The 22017-nt window shown below is 57.1% G+C and carries 19 protein-coding genes; 8 read left to right on the forward strand and 11 right to left on the reverse strand.

Translation table 11 applies throughout. From position 1 onward, the window contains the following. Positions 1-160: 160 nt before the first annotated feature. Entirely contained in the window at positions 161-2014 is a 1854-nt protein-coding gene (locus QMZ18_RS24965) for a BCCT family transporter (RefSeq protein WP_282609093.1), read from the reverse strand. Positions 2015-2911: 897 nt separating this feature from the next. Between QMZ18_RS24965 and pdxA the strand changes: the two genes are divergently transcribed. From pdxA to QMZ18_RS24995, 5 genes are all read left to right on the forward strand, one after another. Further along, complete coding sequence (pdxA, locus tag QMZ18_RS24970) at positions 2912-3961, forward strand: 4-hydroxythreonine-4-phosphate dehydrogenase PdxA (protein ID WP_282609094.1); 1050 nt, start codon at positions 2912-2914, stop codon at positions 3959-3961. Continuing rightward, complete coding sequence (locus QMZ18_RS36950) at positions 3952-5010, forward strand: cupin domain-containing protein (RefSeq protein ID WP_322097275.1); 1059 nt, start codon at positions 3952-3954, stop codon at positions 5008-5010. Before pdxA ends, QMZ18_RS36950 begins: the two co-directional genes overlap by 10 nt. 390 nt (positions 5011-5400) lie before the next feature. After that, a complete protein-coding gene (locus QMZ18_RS24985; RefSeq protein WP_282609095.1) occupies positions 5401-6420 on the forward strand; it encodes a DUF2157 domain-containing protein in 1020 nt (339 codons plus the stop codon). Further along, positions 6413-7513: a DUF4401 domain-containing protein gene (locus QMZ18_RS24990; RefSeq protein ID WP_282609096.1), complete on the forward strand. Its 1101-nt coding sequence runs from the start codon at positions 6413-6415 to the stop codon at positions 7511-7513. The genes QMZ18_RS24985 and QMZ18_RS24990 overlap by 8 nt, the downstream gene beginning before the upstream one ends. Next, positions 7510-8022 carry a GDYXXLXY domain-containing protein gene (locus QMZ18_RS24995; protein ID WP_282609097.1) on the forward strand — a complete coding sequence of 171 codons (513 nt, stop codon included), beginning with the start codon at positions 7510-7512 and terminating at the stop codon, positions 8020-8022. Before QMZ18_RS24990 ends, QMZ18_RS24995 begins: the two co-directional genes overlap by 4 nt. Before the next feature lie 66 nt (positions 8023-8088). Here the strand turns inward: QMZ18_RS24995 and QMZ18_RS25000 are convergent, their stop codons facing one another. The 3 genes from QMZ18_RS25000 to QMZ18_RS25010 form a co-directional block, all read right to left on the reverse strand. After that, a complete protein-coding gene (locus QMZ18_RS25000; RefSeq protein WP_282609098.1) occupies positions 8089-8925 on the reverse strand; it encodes an NAD(P)-dependent oxidoreductase in 837 nt (278 codons plus the stop codon). After that, positions 8922-10136, reverse strand: coding sequence for an FAD-binding oxidoreductase (locus QMZ18_RS25005; protein WP_282609099.1), 1215 nt, complete (start codon positions 10134-10136; stop codon positions 8922-8924). The genes QMZ18_RS25000 and QMZ18_RS25005 overlap by 4 nt, the downstream gene beginning before the upstream one ends. A gap of 181 nt (positions 10137-10317) precedes the next feature. Beyond that, a complete protein-coding gene (locus tag QMZ18_RS25010; RefSeq protein ID WP_282609100.1) occupies positions 10318-11022 on the reverse strand; it encodes an SDR family oxidoreductase in 705 nt (234 codons plus the stop codon). A 133-nt stretch (positions 11023-11155) separates the two neighbouring features. On the opposite strand from QMZ18_RS25010, the gene gcvA reads away from it, so the two are divergent. From gcvA to QMZ18_RS25025, 3 genes are all read left to right on the forward strand, one after another. Beyond that, positions 11156-12058: a transcriptional regulator GcvA gene (gcvA, locus tag QMZ18_RS25015; RefSeq protein WP_282609101.1), complete on the forward strand. Its 903-nt coding sequence runs from the start codon at positions 11156-11158 to the stop codon at positions 12056-12058. 173 nt (positions 12059-12231) lie between these two features. After that, entirely contained in the window at positions 12232-13377 is a 1146-nt protein-coding gene (locus QMZ18_RS25020; protein WP_322097313.1) for an FAD-binding oxidoreductase, read from the forward strand. Between the two features lie 252 nt (positions 13378-13629). Further along, entirely contained in the window at positions 13630-14235 is a 606-nt protein-coding gene (locus QMZ18_RS25025; RefSeq protein ID WP_282609103.1) for a hypothetical protein, read from the forward strand. 125 nt (positions 14236-14360) lie between these two features. On the opposite strand, the gene QMZ18_RS25030 is transcribed toward QMZ18_RS25025, so the two are convergent. The 7 genes from QMZ18_RS25030 to hemB form a co-directional block, all read right to left on the reverse strand. Then, complete coding sequence (locus tag QMZ18_RS25030; RefSeq protein ID WP_282609104.1) at positions 14361-15785, reverse strand: gamma-aminobutyraldehyde dehydrogenase; 1425 nt, start codon at positions 15783-15785, stop codon at positions 14361-14363. A 22-nt stretch (positions 15786-15807) separates the two neighbouring features. Continuing rightward, entirely contained in the window at positions 15808-16623 is an 816-nt protein-coding gene (locus tag QMZ18_RS25035; protein WP_282609105.1) for an ABC transporter permease, read from the reverse strand. Then, positions 16613-17560: an ABC transporter permease gene (locus QMZ18_RS25040; RefSeq protein ID WP_322097276.1), complete on the reverse strand. Its 948-nt coding sequence runs from the start codon at positions 17558-17560 to the stop codon at positions 16613-16615. The genes QMZ18_RS25035 and QMZ18_RS25040 overlap by 11 nt, the downstream gene beginning before the upstream one ends. Continuing rightward, positions 17553-18545 carry an ABC transporter ATP-binding protein gene (locus QMZ18_RS25045; protein ID WP_282609107.1) on the reverse strand — a complete coding sequence of 331 codons (993 nt, stop codon included), beginning with the start codon at positions 18543-18545 and terminating at the stop codon, positions 17553-17555. Before QMZ18_RS25045 ends, QMZ18_RS25040 begins: the two co-directional genes overlap by 8 nt. Positions 18546-18629: 84 nt before the next feature. Then, entirely contained in the window at positions 18630-19793 is a 1164-nt protein-coding gene (locus QMZ18_RS25050) for an ABC transporter substrate-binding protein (RefSeq protein ID WP_322097277.1), read from the reverse strand. Between the two features lie 137 nt (positions 19794-19930). Further along, on the reverse strand, positions 19931-20839 hold the full coding sequence (locus QMZ18_RS25055) for a LysR substrate-binding domain-containing protein (protein WP_282609108.1): 909 nt from the start codon (positions 20837-20839) through the stop codon (positions 19931-19933). Positions 20840-20866: 27 nt separating this feature from the next. Next, a complete protein-coding gene (gene hemB, locus QMZ18_RS25060; RefSeq protein ID WP_282609109.1) occupies positions 20867-21904 on the reverse strand; it encodes a porphobilinogen synthase in 1038 nt (345 codons plus the stop codon). Positions 21905-22017: the final 113 nt, after the last annotated feature.

A 22017-nucleotide genomic window follows, 5' to 3' on the forward strand; every position in this document is an offset into this window, starting at 1 on the left:
GAAAGCGCGCCCAAGCCTGCTGAAGGGCAGTGTGGCGGATAAAGTTAGGGCGCGACCGTTCTTGAGGGTTTCAAGACCAATCGCGCCCTAGTTATTCAAACCTGAGGTCGGACCTTCCGCAGTGTGTCTCTGCGAAAGGCACGGACCTCGAGCTTACCTATTACTCAGCCGGTACGGTCTCCACCACGCCGTGCTTGTCGCGCAGACCGTCGCGGTAAAGAGCTTTGGCCAGCGAGATGCACATTCCCACCATCACCATGGTGAATGGCAGGGCACCGATGATCATGGCGTTCTTTAGGGCCTCGAAGGGATCGGCCGCGGCCCCTTCATTGCCGGCGATGATCAAGGCACCGATCACCGACGTCAGGATGACGCCCCAGATGATGCGGTGCTTGATGCCGGTCTCGGCATCGCCGCCGGACATGATGGTGTTCATCACCAGGATGCCCGAGTCAGCCGAGGTGACCAGGAAGGTCATGATCAGCACGACGCACATGATGGTGATGCCCGACAGCAGGCCGCCGTCGATCATCTGACCCAAGGTGGCGAAGAGCTTGTTGGTGGTCGAGGCACCGATGATGGCCCCCTCGGCAACACCGGAAAGCTCCAGATCGATCGCCGTAGCGCCCAGGATGGTCATCCAGGCAAAGCAGACCAACGCCGGGGCGATGACGCAGCCGAGCACGAACTCGCGGATCGACCGACCTTTGGAAATGCGTGCCAAGAAGAGGCCGACGAAGGGCGAGAAAGCAATCCACCAGGCCCAGTAGAAGGTGGTCCAACCAGCCTGCCAGCCGAAGAGGCGTCCCTGAGTGCCGGCCTCATAAACGGTCGCTGCAAGAGCGTCGGCATCGGCGAGAGCCTTGAAGGACTCCGGCAGAGCGTCCTTGAAGCCCGCCAGCGAACCCCAAGCATTGGTGCCGCCACCGAATATCGCCGTGATGTCTTCTGCAGGCAGCGCCTTTACAGCCTCCGGCAGAGCCGCCACGAATTCGGCCTGCGACAGCGGACCATAGGCGTTAAAGGACAGCGTGATGAAGTGGATGATGTAATCGACCAAGGCTGTGCCGTACTTGGTCATCGCGAAGGCGAAGGAGCCGAAGAACACGAAGACCAGCAACAGGATGATCGAGAGCACCAGGTTCAGGTTCGACAGGTATTTGATACCGCGCCCGACGCCGGAGACGGCCGAGATGATCGACAGGCCCATGATCACGATCAGGGCGGAGATCAGGCCGACGGTGCTGGGTTTGGGAGTATCGCCCCCGGCCTTCATCAGCCACTCCATACCGGTGACCGCGTAGACGCCGTCAACGAACTGGCTGACACCGAAGCCGATGGTGACCGCAACGCCCAGGATTGTGGCGACCACGCCCAGGACATCCACGACATGGCCAACAAAGGTGTTGGACAGCGGACCAAGGATCGGAGTCAGCGCCGAACGGATGGTTAGAGGCATACCGCGCGTATAGGCGTAGTAGGAGAGCGACAGTCCGGTCACCACGTAGATCGCCCAGGCATGGAAGCCATAGTGCAGGAAGGTGTAGCGGTAAGCGGAGGTCACAGCCTCTTCCGTGTTGCCCGCCACGTCACCCGCGACCACGACCGGGTTCGAGCCCCAGAGACCCAGCGGTTCGGCTGTGGCATAGACCATCAGGCCGACGCCCAGGCCAGCGCCGAACATCATGGAGAACCAGGAGAAGTTGGAGAACTCCGGCTTCTCGCCCTCCCGACCCAGGATGCGTTTGCCGGTTGAGGGTATAACCGCGACAATAAAGCAGAAGAAGGCAAAGGCCCCGACTGCAATGATGTAGAAGGTGTTGAAACCTTCGAGCAACGACCAGTTAAGGCTCGACAGAGTGCCGTTTGCACTCAGTGGCCAGACCAGCGCCCAGATGACCAGCAGCGCCATGCTGATCTTGCTGATCAGCGCGATTGGAAGACTGTAGCCTTCGTAGAAGCCGGACTCGGCTTTCTTAATCTCAAGTTCTGTGAACGGCGGTTTTATCGACATCCCCTCGGACCTCCCAAAGTTTTTTTATGGTTTCCTTTACGGATAGCCTGCGTGACCGCATGCCAATCACTAGTCTCCGACCAAAAACCGTCTGACACCGACCCTCGCTGTCGTTTTGCCACATTGAGCGATAATGCTTGGCACATCCAACGCTAATGACTCCAGGATCGGAAAACTCCCTATTTGGGCAATTATTGAAATTTCAGTCAAATTTAAATAAATATAAAATATTTCAATAATATTGAAATATAAATGATGGCGGACAGCAGCGCAGTGGGTTGCCGACGATTGATCTAGGCGGTGGATACCGGTGTTCCGGTGGATTGTGAGAATAGGGCAGATCCACCTAGAGCCGACTGTGCCTGCTCTCGTTTCGACATTCGCCGGATCCTGATTCCTCCACAAGACGAAGCCGGTTTTGTGATATGTCCGCATCGAACTGGCCGCAGCCTGTGCCGCCGATAAATGTAAAGCAGCGGTGCTGGTGCCGGTATTTTTCGCGTTAGGACGCTCGATGGTGATCGGCAGGTAGGTTTGGCTGATAAAGTGTGACACACAGGCCAACAGATAAGCAGACGGCAATTCAAAACGTTGACGGGAAAGCCCGACGTCAAGACAATCAGGACCCAGGATGAGCAGACATTAGCCGCCGAAAGATTCGATATTGCGTTTGCGTCCGTTAGAGGGGCCACGACAGCGCATCTCGACCGCTTGTCGATTATGGTCTGTGCACTAATTGGAGAGGTGAAACTTCATTTTCCGGTTTGCAATACGGTAGCTGCAACAAACAGCTTCTGATCCAAACTTAGAAAGCTGTGATTTTTGCAGTTCGGACACTCCTTTGCGCGCGGTCGATAAGATGTTAGCGGTCAAAGCCACGATAGAAGAGCAATCAGCATGAACCAGGAAACTGCTCCCATCGCGATTACCATGGGGGACCCCTGCGGCATTGGACCAGAGATTGTCGCTAAGACCTTGGCCAGGGAAGCGCCGACCTCACGCACCGTTGTGATCGGCAGCGCCCGTGTCATGGAAAATGCGGTCAGACAACTCGGGCTGGATCTTGGTGTGCGGACGGTGGCAGAGCTCGGTGTGGTCAGCAGTGAACCAGGCGTACTAGCGGTTTGGGAGACTTCGGACCTCGTAGACCTGCCATTTAGAGGACAGGTAAGCGCCGCCGGTGGCAAAGCGGCGTACGACGCAATCGTAGAGGCGATCAAATTGGCCAAAGCGGGCAGTGTGAGCGGTATCGTCACGGCGCCCATCAATAAAGCGGCCTTGGCGGCGGCGGGCGTAAAATATCCCGGACATACCGAGATGCTGGCGGAATTCGGTGGCGCTGAACGCGTCGCGATGATGTTGGCGAACGACGAAATTCGAACAGTCTTGGTCACGATCCATTGCTCTCTGAAAGACGCTATTGCACGAGCAGACTACCCGGCGCAAATGTCCGCGATCCGTTTGGCTCATGAAGGAGCACTGGCTCTGGGTATCGACAGGCCACGCGTTGCCGTTGCGGGACTAAATCCGCATGCGGGCGAGGGGGGCCTCTTCGGGCAGGAGGAGATCGAGGTTATCTCGCCTGCGATCTCGGCCGCTCGGGATGAGGGCATCGATGCGACAGGACCCTGGCCCGGCGACACGGTCTTCATGCAGGCGCGCCAGGGTCGGTTCGACGTGGTGGTGGCGCAGTATCACGATCAGGGCTTGATCCCGGTGAAGTACATGGGGCTGGAGAAGGGCGTGAACATCACCTTGGGCTTGCCGTTCGTGCGCACCAGCCCGGATCACGGCACAGCCTTCGACATCGCCGGTGAGGGTATTGCCGATGCGGCCAGCCTGGAGACGGCATTGGAGTATGCCGAGCGGTTAATCGCGGCGAAACGTAGGTTGTTCAAGGCGAAAGATAAAAGCGCGCAAACAGAGGAGGCCAAGAAATGGGCCTGAGATTTATCTTCATGCTGACGCGCAACGACCAGACGGTCGAAAACGCACTCGTCCACCTGGAAACCGCTTTGGCGGCAGGGGTGCATCACATCGGATTCAAGGATGTGGGATTGCCCTTCGAAAAACTGAAAGATCTCAACAGTGCCATCAAGGAGGGCGGCGCGACCAGCTATCTGGAAGTCGTCTCCCTGGACCGCGAAAGCGAACTCAGATCCGCGCAGGCCGCAGTTGATATCGGCGTCGATATTCTGTTGGGCGGCACCCATGTCGATGATGTCGTGCCGGTTCTGGCAGAGACCGGTATTCTCTATTATCCCTTCGCAGGCCGGATCGAGGGGCATCCGAGCGTACTTGCCGGCAGCATCGAAGAGATCGTCGCCAGTGCGAAGGCGCTGGCCGCGCGCGAAGGCGTGCACGGCCTGGATCTACTGGCCTATCGCTCAACGGAATATGTGCCGGCGGTCATGGCTGCGGTCTGCGCGGCGGTCGCAAAACCGGTCATTATGGCCGGTTCGATCGATAACGCCGAACGCATCGCGGCGGTCAAGGAAGCGCGCGGCGCGGGCTTTACCATCGGTACGGCAGCCCTGGACGGCAACTACCCGGCCGAGGCGACGGATTTGCCGAGCCAGCTGCGCGAGATCATGAAGGATGTGGCGGGCATCAACGACCACATCTCGCCCTATCGCAAAAAGAACCTGGATCAGTCCTTCAGCGGTTTCAGCGATACCTGGAGCCCCAAGGTCGCCGGGCAGATCAACGATATGCAGATCAAGCTGGCCAAGTTCGAGGGCAATTTTGTCTGGCATTATCACCCGAAAGAGGATGCGCTCTACTTCGTGCACCGAGGGCGTTTGCAGATGAAGTTTCGCGACCGCGACGAGGTGATCGGAGAAGGCGAATTCATCATAGTCCCCCACGGGGTCGAGCATTGTCCGGTGGCGCTCAGCGACACTTGCGAGGTTGTGTTGCTGGAGCCGAATACGGCGGGCAGAAGAGGGGACGCCATGGGTGGGAGCGGCGCGAAGAAGGAACTCGAACGGACGTAGGGCTCGTACACCAACCGTATCTGATAGTTTTTGGCCTTTGACGGTGTTCCGCCTCATCCTCGACATCTGGTGAGCTACGGCCTAGCCGGTGCGGCAGGATTTACTTTAACTTCCGCATTCATCCCGTAGGGATGCCGCTTTACGATTTGCGGCCTGCCACGAATGCGCCGCAGTTCCGAGATATGACCGCCGTAACATTAAAAAGGCTGCCTCGGTTAATTTAAAGTGGAAGACCTTGCTTCGAATTATTAAGTGAGGAGACAAGCTCCCAGGAGTTTGGATAGAAAACAGCAAATTTGATATGCGTTTCGAGTGACTGCTCAGCTGTATTTTTAAAAGCTAAGCGTTCGGAACATTGATGCTCATTATTTATTATTTTTTGAGGATAGTTTGGAACAGACTCCTGATTCTCCGCTCGCTCAAATACCGGCCAATCGCAGGCTCGTAGACGAGCTTCATGCTCACGGTAAAATTTCACCCGAAGCAAAAGTCTATGCGCTGGATTTTCTGTACCCCGCCGATCAATGGGGACTTTGGATTTCCCGCCTGTTCCTTGCCGTGGGCACGGCATTGGTTCTGTCCGGTGTCGTCTATTTCTTCGCCTTCAACTGGGCCAAGATCGAGCCGATTATAAAACTCGCTTCGCTTCAGCTTGCGATGCTGCTCTGTCTTGGAGGGGCCTATTACTACAAGTTGGAACGTATCAGTGGCCAGATTCTGCTGCTGTCCGCCTCTGTGCTCACCGGTGTGTTCATGGCTGTGTTTGGGCAGATTTATCAGACTGGGGCAGATGCCTATCAGCTTTTCATGATGTGGTCCGTTCTGACCTTCGGTTGGACCGTGATATCGAACTTTGCTGCCCAGTGGGTTTTCTGGCTGGCGATCACCAATATCTTTCTTGTTCTTTGGTGGGATCAGGCAGCACTGCCGGAACCTGATATGGCCGGCATGATCTTCTTCTTTGTCATGCTGTTGAATACGGTGGCGTTGGTTTTGCGTGAAGTCTACTTGAATTGGAAAAAGGCTGAATGGCTGGATCGTAGATGGGTGCGGCTGCTGATTGTCCTTGCTGTTCTAGTGCCGGCGACCTGGCCCGTCGTTATGCTGATTTTTGAAACCGTATCTGACAGCTTCTCGATGAAATTGAGCGCCGCAACTGGGCTTGTCGGTTTGGGGGGGCTCTACGCGCTCTACCGCTTCAAGGTCAGGGACATGTGGTCTCTGGCGGCCATCGCGTTGTTCCTTTGCATCGTCCTGGAAGCCGCTGCTGTTCGGTTGCTGGGTGAAGCTTTGCAGGGAGCGGAAATTGCCATGTTTTTGCTCATGGGGCTCGCGACGATCGGGATATTCAGTGCGGCCGTGATCTATTTGCGCAGGGTCATCGCAATTATAGAGGCCGATCATGTCTAGATATTCTTCGGCCTATAGTGCATCCGATCTTTTGACGGTCCTGTCGGATAATGCTTTTGTCGAGAAGGGCGATAAAGAACTTGAAGCCTTTGTTGTTGAGCAGCAGCAGGAATTGGAGCTTCCGCTCTATCTAAGGGCCTTGGTAGGTGTCGGGGCATTCTTCGCGTCTCTGTGTTTCATCAGCTTGATCGTGACTGGGTTTTCGATCAGAGACGAAGAGAGCTTCATCGCTCTGGGTGTGATGTTTGCCCTGCTTGCCTTGGTGGCGCAAAAATTCGCAGGCAACGGCCGCACGGTTAAAAGCAGTTTCCTGATTCAGTCGTCGTTTGCCCTAATGGCGACCGGCAAATCCCTGTTTGTTTTCGGCGTGGTTGAGGTCTTTGAAACGGGATGGGCCGCAACCGGTGCGATCCTGATTCTGACTCTGGCGACTTATCACGTATATCGGATGTCGGTCGACCGTTTTCTCTCCAGCTTTGCGCTGCTTTTATCGATCCTTTTGAACCTTCTTTTGGGGGATGATTTTTCCGGATCGAAGGAGTTTTTGTTTAATGGCTTCCTGTTGATTCAGGTGGTTTTGACAGTCTTTTTGATCAGCAACGCAAAAATCAAAAAAGATTACAGGCCGATAGAATACAGCCTCCTGTTTTCGCTTTGCGCAGCGGCCATAACCCTGGCTTCCCAACATGAGTTCGGCTACTGGGGGCATGAAGAATTTATCCGTCCGGTCTTTGCGGACATTCTCTTCACCGCTGCACTTGTAGTTTCCATCGGCTGGGTGGCCGGTGGTGTTTCAAAGCTGAAATCCGAACCGCTGATGCTTGCATGCCTGGCGGCAGTCGCTTTGGGAGTCGTGTCTGCACCTGGTATAATCCTGTCAGTCGCCTTGATGATTCTCGGGTATGGCAAGCACGAGAAAATTATGACGGCGATGGGCGCGCTGCTGCTGCCTTTGTTCCTGTTTTTTTACTACTACAATCTGGAGGTTTCCCTGCTGCAGAAATCTGGCGTCCTGGTGGGAAGCGGGGTCACTCTTCTGGCCGGACGGTTCTATCTGCGCTTTAGGAATCTGGATAAGGGAGAAGAGGCATGAGATCACGGATCATGATTGCTCTCGCTCTCGCGATCTTTGCCGTTCTCAATTTCGGCATCTACGAGAAGCAGAAAATCATCGAGAGCGGCGAGATCGTATTGCTGGAGTTGGCTCCGGTCGATCCCCGCTCATTGATGCAGGGTGACTACATGAGTCTGCGCTATGCCATCGAGCGTTCCGATGCTGTCACCGAACAAAGAGAGGCTCAAAGGAAACGCGGCTACATGGTGATCAAACCCGACGAAAAAAACGTCGCTCAGTTTGTCCGCTTTCATGCGGGCGAAGATCTTAAGGCCGGAGAAAGGCTTCTTAGGTTTCACAAAACTCATGAGACCTTTGGTTCGGTCTACATCGTGCCGGACTCCTTCCTGTTTCAGGAGGGGCACGCCAAACACTACGAAGCCGCAAAGTATGGTGTTTTCAAGTTCGACGGTGACGACAACCGCCTGCTCGTCGGACTGGCGACAGAGGACGGCAAGATGATTGTTGTCACTGAACCGGAATTATAGACAGTAGGCACGTAACCAGATGACTGGGGAAATCGTGAAGGAGGTGAAGGCGGCAATCTTCGCAGTCTAGCTGCGTTTCGTATCATCGATAATGTTCATGTTCGCCAAGCCGCTTTCACCAATTGGAACCGCGGCGAAGGGGCCGCCCTGTTTGAGGTGTGCAGGATCGGAGAGATCTTGCGCTGGTTCTTCCGCGAGAATTTTGGCTGCGAACTGTTCGGCGTTGTCTTTGGGCCGGTAGCCGAGAAAACTGGCCTTGGCATTATCAACCGGCACCCGGTCGTTATTGGACACGCCGTAAACAACGGAAAAACCCGTCGTTGGCGTTGAAATTGCCCGTTCGACAAGATGGATCAGATCGTCGTAGGAAAGCCATGATCCGAGCGCCCTCGCAGAGGTCACCTGCGCGCAAGACAGGATCCGCAGACAGACGGCTTCGATCTGACGCTTGTCCCAATAGAGGCTTGCAAGATCTTCGGCAAAGCATTTGGCCAAGCCGTAGAAGGCATCCGGCCTGTGCGGCGCGTCAGTGCCAATGAACTCCATTTTTGAATGCATACCCACGGCGTGGATCGAACTGGCATAGACCACGCGCCGAACACCATTTTGGTAGGCGGCCTCCCAGACATTGTAGGCACCGATAATGTTGGGGCCGAGGATTGTGTCGAAGGGGGCTTCATCGCCATAAGCGCCGAAATGAACCACCATGTCGGCACCCTCAAGCAGAGAGCGGATTTCGTTGTACTTCGTCAGATCGGCCCGCTGATAGGACTCGCCTGGATAAAGTGTACCGATATCATCGATCAAATCGGAGGAGACCAGAGCATCGGCCAATTTTGTAAGAGGCTCGCGCAGGTAAGAACCGAGGCGGCCGGCGGCGCCGGTCAGAACAATCTTTTTCATATGACTGCCTTTTCGGTGAAGGGCCGGTCTTCTTCAATGCGTGAAAAGTTGAAGGGACTCAGGTCGAGCGATCTGTATTCGCCGTAAGTGATTAGCTCGGATGTTCCGCGCCCCATAGCCGGAGATTGCTGGAAGCCATGGCCGGAAAAGCCGTTTACGAAAATGAAATTCTCGACCGTCGTATGTGGTCCCAAAATGGCATTCTGGTCGAAGGTGTTATAGGCATAGTGGCCCGCCCAGGAATTCGTCAGTTTGATGGCTTCGAACTGCGGAATGCGGTTCGCGATGGCAGGCCAGGCTTTCTCTTCCCAGATGCTGTGATCCTGTTCGAAATCGTCGTAGTCCACGGCTGGGTCGTCGTCCGGCGGACAACCGGCGAGGTAGTAGGTGCCGTCGCTGCGCATATGGACGCCAGAGGGATCGATCGTGAGCGGCAGATCCCGGTCGAGCGGTTTTTCGGCTGCGAAGATGAAGGTGTAGCGCTTGCGTGGCTCGACCGGAATGTTAATGCCGGCCATGCGCGATGTGAGGATGGCGCGAGGGCCGGATGCATTGACGACAGTGCCGCAGGAGATGGTTTCACCGGATTTCAGGGTGACGCTCTCCACACGCCTGCCCGACGCATTTCGTGTCATCGCAACGGCTTCGTTGGTCACGTATTCTGCGCCCCTTTCGCGTGCCGAACGCTTCCACCAATCGAACAAGGTGTTGCCGTCGAAATAGCCTTCGTCGATCAGATTATGATTGGCCCCGATGATGCCATCCAAATTGTAGAAAGGGTAGGCGTGCTGGATTTCGTCGCGGGTCATGTGCTTGGTGCCTGCGCCACAAGCCGCCTGAACTTTCTGGGTCTCGCGCAAAACGCAGGCAAAGGCTTCGCTGTCAGCGAGGTACATGTAGCCGTAGCTGTGCAAGGCGAGTTCAGGCACACGCGGATCGTCGTCCATAAAAGCCCTGAAGTTTTTTACAAACTCCGCCGCGAACTGTGAGACCCGCACATTGATCTCTTGCGAAAACTGCTGCCGCATGCAGCTATTTGTATGAGATGTCGAGGTAAACTCGTACGTGGGGTCTTTCTCGACAACCAGGATCGAACCGTTAAAATCCGGGTTACTCGCGAGAAACCAGGCAACCGATGAACCGTACATCGCGCCGCCTACAATAACGACGTCGTAGCTGGATTTCTTCGGCGCATTCAAAGCGTGGCTCATCGGACCTCGTTCCCTTATTCAATCGGGTAGTGACTACGTTCATACTGCCGTTAACGGCAGGTTTGACTAATCATGATTCGTCACGCAACGCTATAGATAATCTTCCGGCTTCCTGGTCTGTTATCCTGCAGCGAAACCAGCTCGAGGAAAGGAAAGCAAGCGGCGGTTGGTCAGACTTGCTTTATACTGCACGGGTGATCCCGCCATCGGCCCTGATGTTCTGCCCCGTTATGTAGCCGCTGCCTTCAGAAGCCAGGAACGCGATCAGAGCTGCGATCTCTTCGGTCTTGCCGTAACGCTGCATCGGAATGCGGTCGCGGAATTCCTGCTTCTCCGGCAGACTATCGATGAAGCCGGGAAGTACGTTGTTCATGCGGATGTTGTCCGCTGCATAGGCGTCGGCGAAGAGTTTCGCGAAGGCGGCAAGTCCCGCGCGGAACACGCCGGAGGTCGGAAAAACCGGATCGGGTTCAAAAGCGGCGAAAGTCGAAATGTTGATGATCGAACCCGACTTCTGTTTTTGCATGATCGGCGTGACCAGACGGGTTGGGCGCACGGCATTCAGGAAATAAACATCCATACCTTCATGCCACGCCTCGTCGCTCAGTTCCAGGACCGGCGCACGTGGTCCATGTCCGGCGCTGTTTACGAGAACATCGACACGTGCCCACTTTTCCATGGTGAGATCCACGAGGCGTTTCAGGTCGTCGCTCGACTGATTGGATCCCGTTACACCGATGCCACCGAGTTCGTCGGCCAGGGCTTCACCCTTGCCTGAGGAAGATAGTATCGAGACATGGAAACCATCTTGCGCCAATTTACGCGCAGCGCCGGCACCCATGCCACTTCCACCGGCGGTGATAATCGCTACTTTTTGAACTGACATCTTCCGCTCCTGCAGATTGTTTTGGCCCTTGCCGTACGGCGGCTCGCTTCAATATGTGACGCGGCGGTCCGTATTTGACTAATCAGAAATCAAGGCTTATGACTGTAGAAAAACTACAGGGTGAGATTCAATATTGCCTTTCCGTTTTCCGCCACTCAAGGCCTTGAAAGCCTTTGAATCTGCCGGACGCCATCTCAATTTCCGCCTCGCGGCGGAGGAACTGGGCGTCACTCAGGGTGCAGTCGCCCAACAGGTGAGAGGTCTGGAGGCGGCCCTCGACGTTAAGCTGTTCGAACGCTTACCCCGTGGATTGGCCCTGACGGAAGAAGGGCGGAAGTATTTGTCGCCGCTACAGCGAGCCTTTCGGCTGATCGAAGACGCGACGGAGGAGCTTCGGCCGCTGCAGGCATCCCTGACAGTCAGTGTGACACCATCATTTGCGAGCAAGTGGCTGGTTCCCCGTCTGGGCCAATTCATGGATGCAAATCCCGAGTTGGACGTGCGGGTTGTGGCTTCCCAGGGATTGGCAAATTTTCAAAGCGACGGCGTGGACGTTGCCATCCGCCAGGGCCGGCCGCCCTTTGGTCCCGGACTGACCTCGGACCTGCTCTTTCCCTTCGAATTCTTTCCTATCTGCAGTCCTCTGTTGCAGGCTGGTGAACATCCGATCCGGACGCCAGAAGACATCGCGCGACATGTCCTGTTACACGATACGCACGGGTTATGGCCTGTGTTCCTGGAGAAAGCCTGTGGCGGTAGGCCTATGGCAATCTCGCGTGCACTGAAATTCAGCCAGACGTCGCTTGCGATCGATGCTGCGATTTCGGGTCAAGGTGTCGCATTGGCGAGCGAACCAATGGTTGAGGACGACCTTGCTGCGGGGCGACTCTGCCGACCCCTGGAGATCACGATCAAAAGCGAGATTGGATTTTACGCCGTCGCTCCTCGGGCGCCACGAAATGCAGGACCCGTAAAGCAAATGAGAGATTGGCTGATCTCTCAGAGTCGATCGGACTCACTCGCTGTAAACGGCTGAATATCTGGCTTCACGCTGGTCTGAAGCCCACATTGTTAAAAGAGACGTTGTTGGATTGCTGAGGTCGTTCGGATGTATCGCCAACCTAATAGTTCGGTTAAAGCTGGTACCTATGTGGAAACCTGGACTCGACCTTTGCTGCCCAATGCATTTTACGAAGTCGAATTTTGACCGTGCGACCCTCATCGGTGCCCGCCAATAGGGCTGATGTGATCGTGATCGGCGGAGGACTGCACGGTTGTTCGGCCGCACTTCACCTCGCACGGCGCGGCCTGTCGGTGATCCTCCTGGAAAAGGATCATGTCGGTCGTCACGCTTCGGGCGTCAATGCCGGTGGCGTGCGCCGCTTGGGTCGCGCGCTGCCCGAGATCCCATTGTCGACCGCCTCGGCAAAGATCTGGCATGAGATTGAGGATCTTGTCGAAGACGATTGCGGTTTCGAGGCCTCCAATCAAATCAAGATCGCAGAAACGGAAGAGGGGCTCGCGCAGCTGAGACAGCGAGCTTCAGATGTTTCCGCCCTCGGGTTCGCTCATGAACAGATCGTCGACCAAGAGTCTCTGCGCGAGTTTCTGCCGGCTGTCGCCCCTCATTGCCAAGGGGGTATGATCGTCGAGGGTGACGGCCATGCCAATCCGCCTCGTACGGTGCAGGCCTTCCGGCGCAAAGGCGAGAGCCTCGGCGTACGTTTCAGGGAAGGTACGTCGGTCGGACATGTCGAACGCAAAGCGGGTGTTTGGTTTATTGAGACCAATGACGGCAGCTTTGAAGCCGGCGTCATCGTAAACTGCGCGGGCGCCTGGGGCGGCAGGATTGCCGAGATGATCGGCGAGCCGGTTCCCATCGAGGTCCGCGCGCCGATGCTCATGATAACAGCACGCATGCCGGCCTTTGTGGCGCCTGTGGTCGGGGTTCAGGGGCGGAAGCTGTCTTTCAAACAGTTCGCGAACGGAACCGTTCTGATCGGCGGAGGTTACGAGGGGACCGCCAATCCCGAGACGAACGAAACCAAACTTGACCGTACTGGCCTAGCAGAAAATGCGCGAAACGCAATGGAGGTTTTCCCCATCATGCGGAAAGCCAGTGTTCTTCGTTGCTGGGCGGGGATCGAAGGAATGATGCCGGATGGAATTCCCGTCATGGGGCCGAGCCAGGAAGAGGGGGCCTTTCACGCCTTTGGCTTTTGTGCCCACGGATTTCAACTCGGGCCTGTCAGCGGTAAAATACTCAGCGATTTCATCGTCGATGGCGGAACAAATTTGCCCATGTCAGCTTTTCGGATCGAACGTTTTTCTGAGATCCGACAAAGCGCCTCTTGAGGGCCGACATCGGCACTCTCATTGACAAAATTGGCGATTGGATCTAGTCAGGCGGCATTATGAAAGCCTGACAGCACAGCAACCGCCACGACCAACTGGACGTTCGCCTCACATCTCCATGATCGGAGATCGATCGCCGGTACGCCTTGTGGCGGTTCGTACCTCAATTCAAACAGAGACGTAAGCGACGCACCTGGTGCCGCATGATTGAGCGCGCCTTGTGACTTGCTGCGCATGTCAAGGATGTCACAAGTGAAAACCTATCCATCTATTCCAACTCAGTTCCAACCCGAGACTGCCTATCACGTATTCGATAAACTTGATGGCTCCAACATCAGAGCCGAATGGACGGCAAAGGCCGGGTTTGACCGCTTCGGCACCAGAAGGTTGCTATTGTCCGAGGGCGATCCACTGGCGCCTTCAAGAGACCTGATTCTCGAGAAGTACGCTGCAGCGCTAGAGACAGTGTTTCGGCGTGATGGCTATCAGAAAGCAACGTGTTTTTTTGAATATGTCGGTCCGAACAGTTTTGCAGGGAATCACCCGGATCCCCTTGAGCGTATGGATGCGATCCTGTTCGACGTCAACCCGCACCGGCGGGGGATCCTGGGGCCGAAGGAATTTTTAAACCTCTTCGGGCATCTGCAGATTCCGAGTTACATCGGCGAACACACGCTGGATGATGGTTTTGTAGAGTCGGTGCAAGCTGGCAAGTTCGAGGGCGTGACCAACGAAGGAGTGGTTTGCAAGGCTGTGCTCAAAAATCGACTCAAAATGACGAAGGTCAAGTCACGTGCCTGGCTGAACCGATTGCGGACAGAGTGTGATAGCGAAGACGAATTTGTCCGGCGGGCCTAAAGCGCAAATGACGCTCACAAACGGCCGGCTCTTATCGGCTGCAGTTGTTTGTGAGCGTCGTGCTGCGATCTTTGTGTCGTTCAGATTCGCAGCCGGAAATACCTCTAGCGCATGCCGGTGCTTGCTCAGTGCGCGATCATGACATGGCGTACGGCTGTGTAGTCCTCCAACGCGTAAACCGACATATCCTTGCCGTAACCCGATTGTTTCAAGCCGCCGTGGGGCATTTCGTTGACCAGCATGAAGTGGGTATTGATCCAGGTGCAGCCGTACTTCAATTGGGCGGCCGTGGACATGGCGCGTGACACATCCTTGGTCCAGATGGACGAAGCGAGCCCGTAGTCGCTGTCGTTGGCCCAGCGAACCGCTTCGTCTACTTCGCTGAAGGGAGTGACGGAGACGACCGGGCCAAAGACCTCACGGCGGACGATTTCATCCTGCTGGGTGGCACCGGCGATCACGGTAGGCTGGTAGAAGAAACCTTTTCCGTCAGGCGATGCGCCGCCGGTAGTGATCTCCATGTGTTTCTGTTCGGACGCCCGTTCGACGAAACTGGCCACGCGGTCGCGTTGGCGTAAAGAGATCAGGGGGCCGATTTCGTTTTGCGCGTCGTCGTCCAGCCCGTACTTGATGTCCGAGACGGCGGAGGTCAGATCGGCGACCAGCTTTTCGTACACTTTGGGACCAGCGTAGATACGGCAGGCTGCAGTGCAATCCTGTCCGGCGTTGTAATAACCAAACGCCCGCAGGCCCTCGACGACTGCACCGATGTCGGCATCGTCGAAGACGATGACCGGAGCCTTGCCGCCGAGTTCCAGATGCGTGCGTTTGACGGACTTTGCCGCGGCTTCCAAAACCTTCTTCCCGGTGGCGATGTCGCCGGTAATGGAGACCATGTCCACCTTAGGATGATTGATCAGCGCGCTGCCGACGCTCTGGCCACGCCCAAGTACGATGTTCACCACGCCCGCAGGCAGGATATCGACCAGGATCTGCGCCATCTTGAGGGCGGTCAGCGGTGTTTGTTCCGAGGGTTTGAAGACCACGGTGTTGCCGCCGCCGATGGCGGGCGCGAGCTTCCAGGCCATCATCATCAGTGGATAGTTCCAGGGTGCGATGGAGGCCACGATGCCGATGGGATCACGGCGGATCATCGAAGTATGGCCCTCCATGTATTCGCCGCCCGCAGAGCCTGGAACGCAGCGCACGGCGCCGGCAAAGAAGCGGTAGCAGTCTACGATGGCAGGGATCTCGTCTTCTTTGACCGCATTGATTGGTTTGCCGCAATTCAGGGCTTCGAGTGCGGCGAAGGCATCCGCCTCGGCTTCGATCCGGTCGGCGATCTTCAGCAGATAACCGGAGCGTTCCGCTGGTGTGGTACGCGACCATTTGGCAAAGGCCGTTTCCGCCGCGGTGACCGCGAGGTCGATTTGGCTCTCAGAAGCTTCGGGCAGCGTGACGATGCTTTCCCCTGTTTTGGGATTGAGGACGATCTCTTCTTTTTCGGTACCGCTTTTGAAGTCCGATCCGATCAGCATTTGGGTATCCATGAGACGTACCTCCTCTGGTGAATTACCTGCCGTGCCCAGCGACCTGATCGCCGTCACGGGTGAGATAGTAGGCTGCGAGAATGGGCAAAAAAGTCACCAGGATTACGACCATGGCGACGACGTTGGTGACCGGACGCTGGCGCGGACGGACCAGTTCTTCGAGCATCCAGATCGGCAGCGTGGCCTGTTGCCCGGCGGTGAAGGTGGTGACGATCACTTCGTCAAAGGACAGCGCGAAGGCCAGCATGCCGCCGGCCAGAAGTGCTGTGGCGATGTTCGGCAGGACGACATAGCGGAAGGTCTGAAAGCCGTTGGCGCCCAGGTCCATGGAGGCTTCGATCAGCGAGCCGGAGGTCCGGCGGAAGCGCGCGACAGCGTTGTTGTAGACCACGACCACGCAGAAGGTCGCGTGCCCGAGCACGATTGTCCAGAAGGAGAAGGGGATGTCCGCGATGTTGAAGGCGGAGCGCAGCGAGATGCCTGTGATGATACCAGGTAAAGCGATGGGCAGGATTACTATCAAGGAAATGGCTTCGCGCCCGAAGAACTTCGTCCGGACCACGGCCGCCGCGCAAAGGGTGCCCAGCACCAGCGCGATCGCCGTGGAGATGCTTGCGACCCGCACCGAAAGCTGCAGAGCTTCCCAAACGTCGGGGCGGTTCCAGGTGACTGCGAACCACTTCAGCGTCAGGCCGGGCGGCGGCCATTGGTAGGTCTTGTCCTCGGTGGTGAAGGCGTAGACCAGAATCAAGAGGATCGGCAGGTGCATGAAGGCCAGTCCGGCTGCTGCCGCGATCTTCAGGCCGGTGGGGGCGCCGGATCTTTTGTCAGAGCGCATCGAATGCCCCCTGGCGTTTGGCCATCCATAGATAGAAGCCCATGATGACGACCGGCACGACGGTGAAGGCGGCGGCCAGCGGAATGTTGCCGGCGGTTCCCTGATGGGTATAGACGGCCTGCCCGATGAAGAGCCGGGATGAGCCGACAATCTGCGGAATGATGTAGTCACCCAGGGTGAGCGAAAAAGTAAAGATCGAGCCGGCGATGATACCCGGCAGCGCCAGTGGCAGCAGCACCAGCCGAAAGGTCTGCAACGGCTTCGCACCAAGATCGGCCGAGGCTTCCAGATAGCTGGCTGAGACCCGTTCAAGTGATGCCTGCATGGGCAGGACCATGAAGGGCAGCCAGACATAGAGAAACACCAGGAAGGTGCCGCTGTAACTGACCGAAAGCGAATTGCCGCCGATCAAAGGAATTGCGAGATAAGCCTCCAGCGCCCAGGTCAGATGTAGAACTTCGAAGATCCAGTTCAGGATGCCTTCCTTCGCGAGGATCAGTTTCCAGGCGTAGACCTTGACCAGATAGCTCGACCAGAGCGGCAGCATGACCCCGAGGTAAAAGAGGGCCTTCCATTTCCCCCGGGCATAGCGGGCAGCATAGTAGGCGATGGGGAAAGCGAGGACCGCCGCCCCGAGAGTCACGCAAGTGGCCATCAAGGTGGTTCGGATGATGATGTCGAGATTGGCCGGAATGAAGAGTTCACGGTAGGTCTTCAGAGTGAATTCGTAGTTGATCAGGCCGGAGAACTCGTCGATCGAGAAGAAGCTTTGAGCCAGGAGTGCGAAGAGCGAGCCCAGGTAGATGATCCCGAGCCAGAGGGCAGGGGGCGCCAACAGCAGAACCAGGAATAAGGTCGGGCGCCGCCAGAGGGCATCGGAAAGTCTGGCGAGGATACCGTCGCCGCGCGGTTGGCTCGTGATCGCGACGTTACTCATCGCCGCCATCCATGAGGTGCAGATCTTCAGGGTTCCAGTCGATGAGTACCTGTTGCCCGACCTCGCAGTCGTGGGTCCGGTGATCGATCAGCGCATGCAGGCGGATGTCGCCCATCTGCAGCGCGAGTTTGGTGGCGGCGCCGACGAAACTGGTCGCGATGATCTCGGCAGGATGCCCGCCTGCACTCACCAATCTGATTGCCTCAGGCCGGAGGCTGGCCTGTGCGTGCCCGCTGCCAAGCTGCGCCACCAGATCCGCCGGCAGAACGTTGGAGGAGCCGACGAAGTTCGCAACGAAGGCTGAAGTCGGTTGCTGGTAGATTTCCTGCGGTGTGCCGATTTGCCGGATCTTGCCCTGATCGAAGACGGCGACACGATCCGCCATGGAAAGCGCTTCACCTTGATCGTGAGTAACGAAGACGAAAGTAATACCGAGGGAACGCTGCAAGACCTTCAGTTCTTCCTGCATGTCCTCGCGCAGTTTCAGATCCAGTGCGCCCAGCGGTTCATCCAGCAGCAGAACTTTTGGTTTGTTAATCAGCGCCCGTGCGAGGGCAACCCGTTGTCGCTGGCCACCGGAAAGCTGACTCGGTTTGCGGGACCCGTAGCCGGTGAGGCGGACCATCTCCAGCGTGGCCTCGGCTGCCCGTCGGCGCTCAGCCTTGCCGACGCCTTTAATCATCAGGCCGTAGGCCACGTTGTCCATGACAGAGAGATGGGGAAAGAGGGCGTAGTCCTGGAAGACAGTATTCACGTTGCGTCGGTAGGGCGGCACGCCGCCCGCAGGCGAACCGAAGATCTCGATCTCACCCGCTGTCGGCTGCTCGAAGCCGGCGATCAGGCGCAGGCAGGTCGTCTTGCCTGATCCCGATGGCCCCAGCATCGCGAAGAACTCGCCTTCACCGATAGCGAGGTCAACCGCGTCGACGGCTTTTACGCTGCCAAAGTGCCGAGATACCCCGTCGAAACGAACCGCAGTGGTCATGAGAAAATCCAGCCGGGCTGCTCCGCCGGGAAGTTCCGGCGGGCAGTCAACATAACAATGAAGCGAGAGTCCGGTGTGACGCGTTCAACGCCCGCCGATCACCCCGATATAGTCGCTGACCCAGCGATAGTAGGGCACGCATTCATTGTTTTGCGTGGCACACTTGGAGACCGGTGTGGTCCAGAACCTGATCTTCTCGAAGTCATCCATGCCGTTGGTCGTACAGCCCTCGGCGGTCTGCATACCCCGGCCGTCGGTGCAGGCGGCGGGAACGCCCGGATTGGCGCCGAACCAGACCGAAAGATCGCTCATGAGGTTGGAAGACAGAGTGTGCTCCATCCACATGTAGGCACAGTTCGGGTTCTCCGCTTCACTGTGCATCATGGTGGTGTCGGCCCAGCCGGTCGCGCCTTCTTCCGGGATCACCGAAGCAATCGGCGCGCCTTTAGATTTCAGAATGTTGACCTGGAAGGGCCAGGAACCGGACGCGACCACGCCTTCATTGGTGAAATCGTCCATCTGAATAAAGGCGTCATGCCAGTAACGCGAGACCAGCTTGCGTTGACCGCGTAGCATGTCGAGGGCGGCCGCATACTGCTCTGCGTTCAGCTCGTAGGGGCTTTTGATGCCCAGTTCAGGCTTGTGCTTCATCAGATAGTTGGCGGCGTCGGCCACGTGGATCGGACCGTCGTAGGCCTGGACCCGACCCTTGTTGGATTTGCCGTCGGGCAGGGTCATTTCTTCGAAGACCACGTTCCAGCTTGTCGGCGGTTCCTTGAAGACCTCGGTGTTGTACATCAGCACGTTCGGACCCCACATGTAGGGCACACCGTAGTGCTCGCCGTTGACCGTATGCCAGGGCGCGGACTTGAGGCGGTCGTCGACCGTATTCCAACTGGGGATCAGATCGGTGTTGACCGGCTGCACCCGCTTTCCGGCTATGAGCCGCAGGGAGGCATCGCCGGAGGCGGTCACCAGATCGAACCCGCCTTCGTTCATCAGCGCGACCATCTCGTCGGAAGTGTTCGCCGTCTTGATCTGGACTTTGCAGCTGGTCTTTTTCTCAAAACCGGTGACCCAGTCGAACTTGGGGTCGGTCTCGCCGCGTTCGATATAACCTGGCCAGGCAACGATATTAACCTGGCCTTCGCCCGCACCAAGGCTCGTCAGTTTTTCGGCCTGTGTGGCCTGCACAAACATGGCCGACGCCAACAGCGCCGTGCCAAGACCTGTCACGATCCTAGTCATCCGAAACTCTCCCTTGTTCAGGTTCCCCGTTTTTCTTGGAGGAAACAATGAACCGCAGGGCGCGTATTCGCAATTTCAATTACCAGAATAGTGATTTCGGAAAAACCGATATCACTGCCTTCGACGGTTCCTCGCGATCACTTCTGACGCATGAGGTTTTGGGATTGGGCGACGGCGATAAAGTTGCGCGCTGCCGTCGAAAGCGACGAGCCGCGGCGCCAGACAACACCAACCTGAACGACCGGCAAAGCTGCAGAGACATCGCGGCTTTCGATGCGATCGCCTTCCAGAGACCAGGGGCGGTAGACCAGGTGGGGCAGGAGCGCGACACCGGCACCGGTCGCGACGAGGCTGCGGACCGCCTCGACCGAGCGGGTGCGGAAGGCAATCTCCGGGCGGGCACCGAGTGCCCCCAGCAGTTTGCCAGTCGCTTCCTCGATCTCATCGATGGTCAGGAGGATCAGCGGTTCGTTGGAAAGATCGGCCGGATCGATACGTTCGGCTGTGGTCAGGGAATGACCCATGGGCAGCCAAAGTTTATAGGGCGAGACTTCCAGAATTTCCGCCTGCAGGGCATCGCGGCTACGTAAGTTCGAAATGACCATGACCGCAGCGTCAAGCTCGCCATTGATCAGGAGGTGTTCCAGATAGCTGCCGTCATCTTCGATCGCGGTCACGTCGATGGAGGGATAAGCCCGGCGGTAGCGAGAAAGAATGTCCGACAAGACATAACCGGCAACCAGAGAGGTGACCCCGAGGTGCAGCGTACCGCTTTCGTCGCGCTGCTGCTCCTGAAAGGCGCGCCGCGCGTCTGAGACGCCGCTAAGGATCGTAGTGGCGTGGCGGAGGAACTGATGGCCCTTGTGAGTGATGTTGAGGCCGCGCGAATGGCGTTCAAAGAGCGGCACGCCAAGATCCGCCTCCAGTTCCTTGATTGCCTCTGTGATGGAAGATTGAGAGATGGACAGGGCCTGTGACGCGCCGGTCACCGTGCCGGATTCTGCAACGGCGACGAAGTACTGAAGCTGGCGGATGGTGAAGGCCATGGGGCGCTTGCTACGGTTTTGGACGCGTTAACCGGCCTTCAGCTTCTCCGCAACTTCGATCGCGGAGTAGGTGAGGACGGCGTCGGCACCGGCTCGTTTGAAGGCCATCAAGCTCTCGTAGACCACCTTGTCGTTGTCCAGCCAGCCGTTGGCTGCCGCAGCCTTCATCATGGCGTATTCGCCACTGACCTGATAGGCCATTGTCGGGACGCCGAAACGGCTCTTCACTCGGTGAATAATGTCCAGATAGGGCAGGCCGGGCTTGACCATCACCATGTCGGCGCCCTCGCCCAGGTCGAGCTCTACTTCGCGCAGGGCTTCGTCGGAATTGGCGTAATCGAGCTGATAGGTCTTTTTGTCGCCGGTCAAAGCGCCGTCGGCACCGACAGCTTCTCGGAAGGGACCATAAAAGGCGCTGGCGTACTTGGCCGAGTAAGCCATGATCTTGGCGTCCTGATAACCCGCGTCATCCAGCGCGCGCCGGATTGCGCCAATACGCCCATCCATCATGTCAGAGGGGCCCAATACATCGCAGCCGGCCGCGGCCTGCACCAACGCCTGTTTGCACAGGGCCTCGACTGATTCGTCGTTCAAAATTCGACCGTCTTGCACCAGACCGTCGTGGCCGAGGGAGTTGAAGGGATCGAGCGCAACATCACAGAGAATACCGATATCGGGCACCTGTTCCTTGATCAGGCGCACAGCGCGGCAGACGATGTTCTCTGGATTGAATGCTTCTTCGCAATCCGGTGTTTTTAGGGACTCATCCACATAGGGAAAGACCGCAATAGCCGGGATTTTGAGTTCTGCGGCCTTGGCAACGGCCTCTACCACAGTATCCAGGCCGTATCGTTGGACGCCGGGCATGGAGGAAATGCCGCTGGTGCCGCTGGGCTCCTGAACAAAGACCGGCCAGATGAAATCCTGCGGCCCCAGGCGGTTTTCCGCGACCAGACTGCGGCTCCAGGCGTCGGTGCGGTTGCGGCGCATTCGAATCTGCGGGTAACCGCCCAATACGGCAGGTTTACGCAAATAAGGGTTCAGTTCGCTTCTTTGGCTGGCCATGACGTTTCCCGTGGCGGCGGTGAAAGAGGCCGCCGGTTCCTTGTTTGTTGCCCGGCAACATTAAATCCGGATTGCCAATGCAACAAGTGCGGGCCTGACAAGGGCCGCGCAGG

The sequence above is a fragment of the Pelagibius sp. Alg239-R121 genome (assembly GCF_947331435.1).
GTDB lineage: Bacteria > Pseudomonadota > Alphaproteobacteria > Kiloniellales > Kiloniellaceae > Denitrobaculum.

What these genes read in the sequence shown, in the direction of transcription:
- QMZ18_RS25030 (WP_282609104.1), bottom strand. Translation starts at nt 15,785, where the DNA reads ATGGATACCCAAATGCTGATCGGATCGGACTTCAAAAGCGGTACCGAA.
- pdxA (WP_282609094.1), top strand. Translation starts at nt 2,912, where the DNA reads ATGAACCAGGAAACTGCTCCCATCGCGATTACCATGGGGGACCCCTGC.
- QMZ18_RS25000 (WP_282609098.1), bottom strand. Translation starts at nt 8,925, where the DNA reads ATGAAAAAGATTGTTCTGACCGGCGCCGCCGGCCGCCTCGGTTCTTAC.
- QMZ18_RS25050 (WP_322097277.1), bottom strand. Translation starts at nt 19,793, where the DNA reads ATGACTAGGATCGTGACAGGTCTTGGCACGGCGCTGTTGGCGTCGGCC.
- QMZ18_RS24995 (WP_282609097.1), top strand. Translation starts at nt 7,510, where the DNA reads ATGAGATCACGGATCATGATTGCTCTCGCTCTCGCGATCTTTGCCGTT.
- QMZ18_RS25035 (WP_282609105.1), bottom strand. Translation starts at nt 16,623, where the DNA reads ATGCGCTCTGACAAAAGATCCGGCGCCCCCACCGGCCTGAAGATCGCG.
- QMZ18_RS25010 (WP_282609100.1), bottom strand. Translation starts at nt 11,022, where the DNA reads ATGTCAGTTCAAAAAGTAGCGATTATCACCGCCGGTGGAAGTGGCATG.
- QMZ18_RS36950 (WP_322097275.1), top strand. Translation starts at nt 3,952, where the DNA reads ATGGGCCTGAGATTTATCTTCATGCTGACGCGCAACGACCAGACGGTC.
- hemB (WP_282609109.1), bottom strand. Translation starts at nt 21,904, where the DNA reads ATGGCCAGCCAAAGAAGCGAACTGAACCCTTATTTGCGTAAACCTGCC.
- QMZ18_RS25005 (WP_282609099.1), bottom strand. Translation starts at nt 10,136, where the DNA reads ATGAGCCACGCTTTGAATGCGCCGAAGAAATCCAGCTACGACGTCGTT.
- QMZ18_RS25045 (WP_282609107.1), bottom strand. Translation starts at nt 18,545, where the DNA reads ATGACCACTGCGGTTCGTTTCGACGGGGTATCTCGGCACTTTGGCAGC.
- QMZ18_RS25055 (WP_282609108.1), bottom strand. Translation starts at nt 20,839, where the DNA reads ATGGCCTTCACCATCCGCCAGCTTCAGTACTTCGTCGCCGTTGCAGAA.
- QMZ18_RS24990 (WP_282609096.1), top strand. Translation starts at nt 6,413, where the DNA reads ATGTCTAGATATTCTTCGGCCTATAGTGCATCCGATCTTTTGACGGTC.
- QMZ18_RS25040 (WP_322097276.1), bottom strand. Translation starts at nt 17,560, where the DNA reads ATGAGTAACGTCGCGATCACGAGCCAACCGCGCGGCGACGGTATCCTC.
- QMZ18_RS24965 (WP_282609093.1), bottom strand. Translation starts at nt 2,014, where the DNA reads ATGTCGATAAAACCGCCGTTCACAGAACTTGAGATTAAGAAAGCCGAG.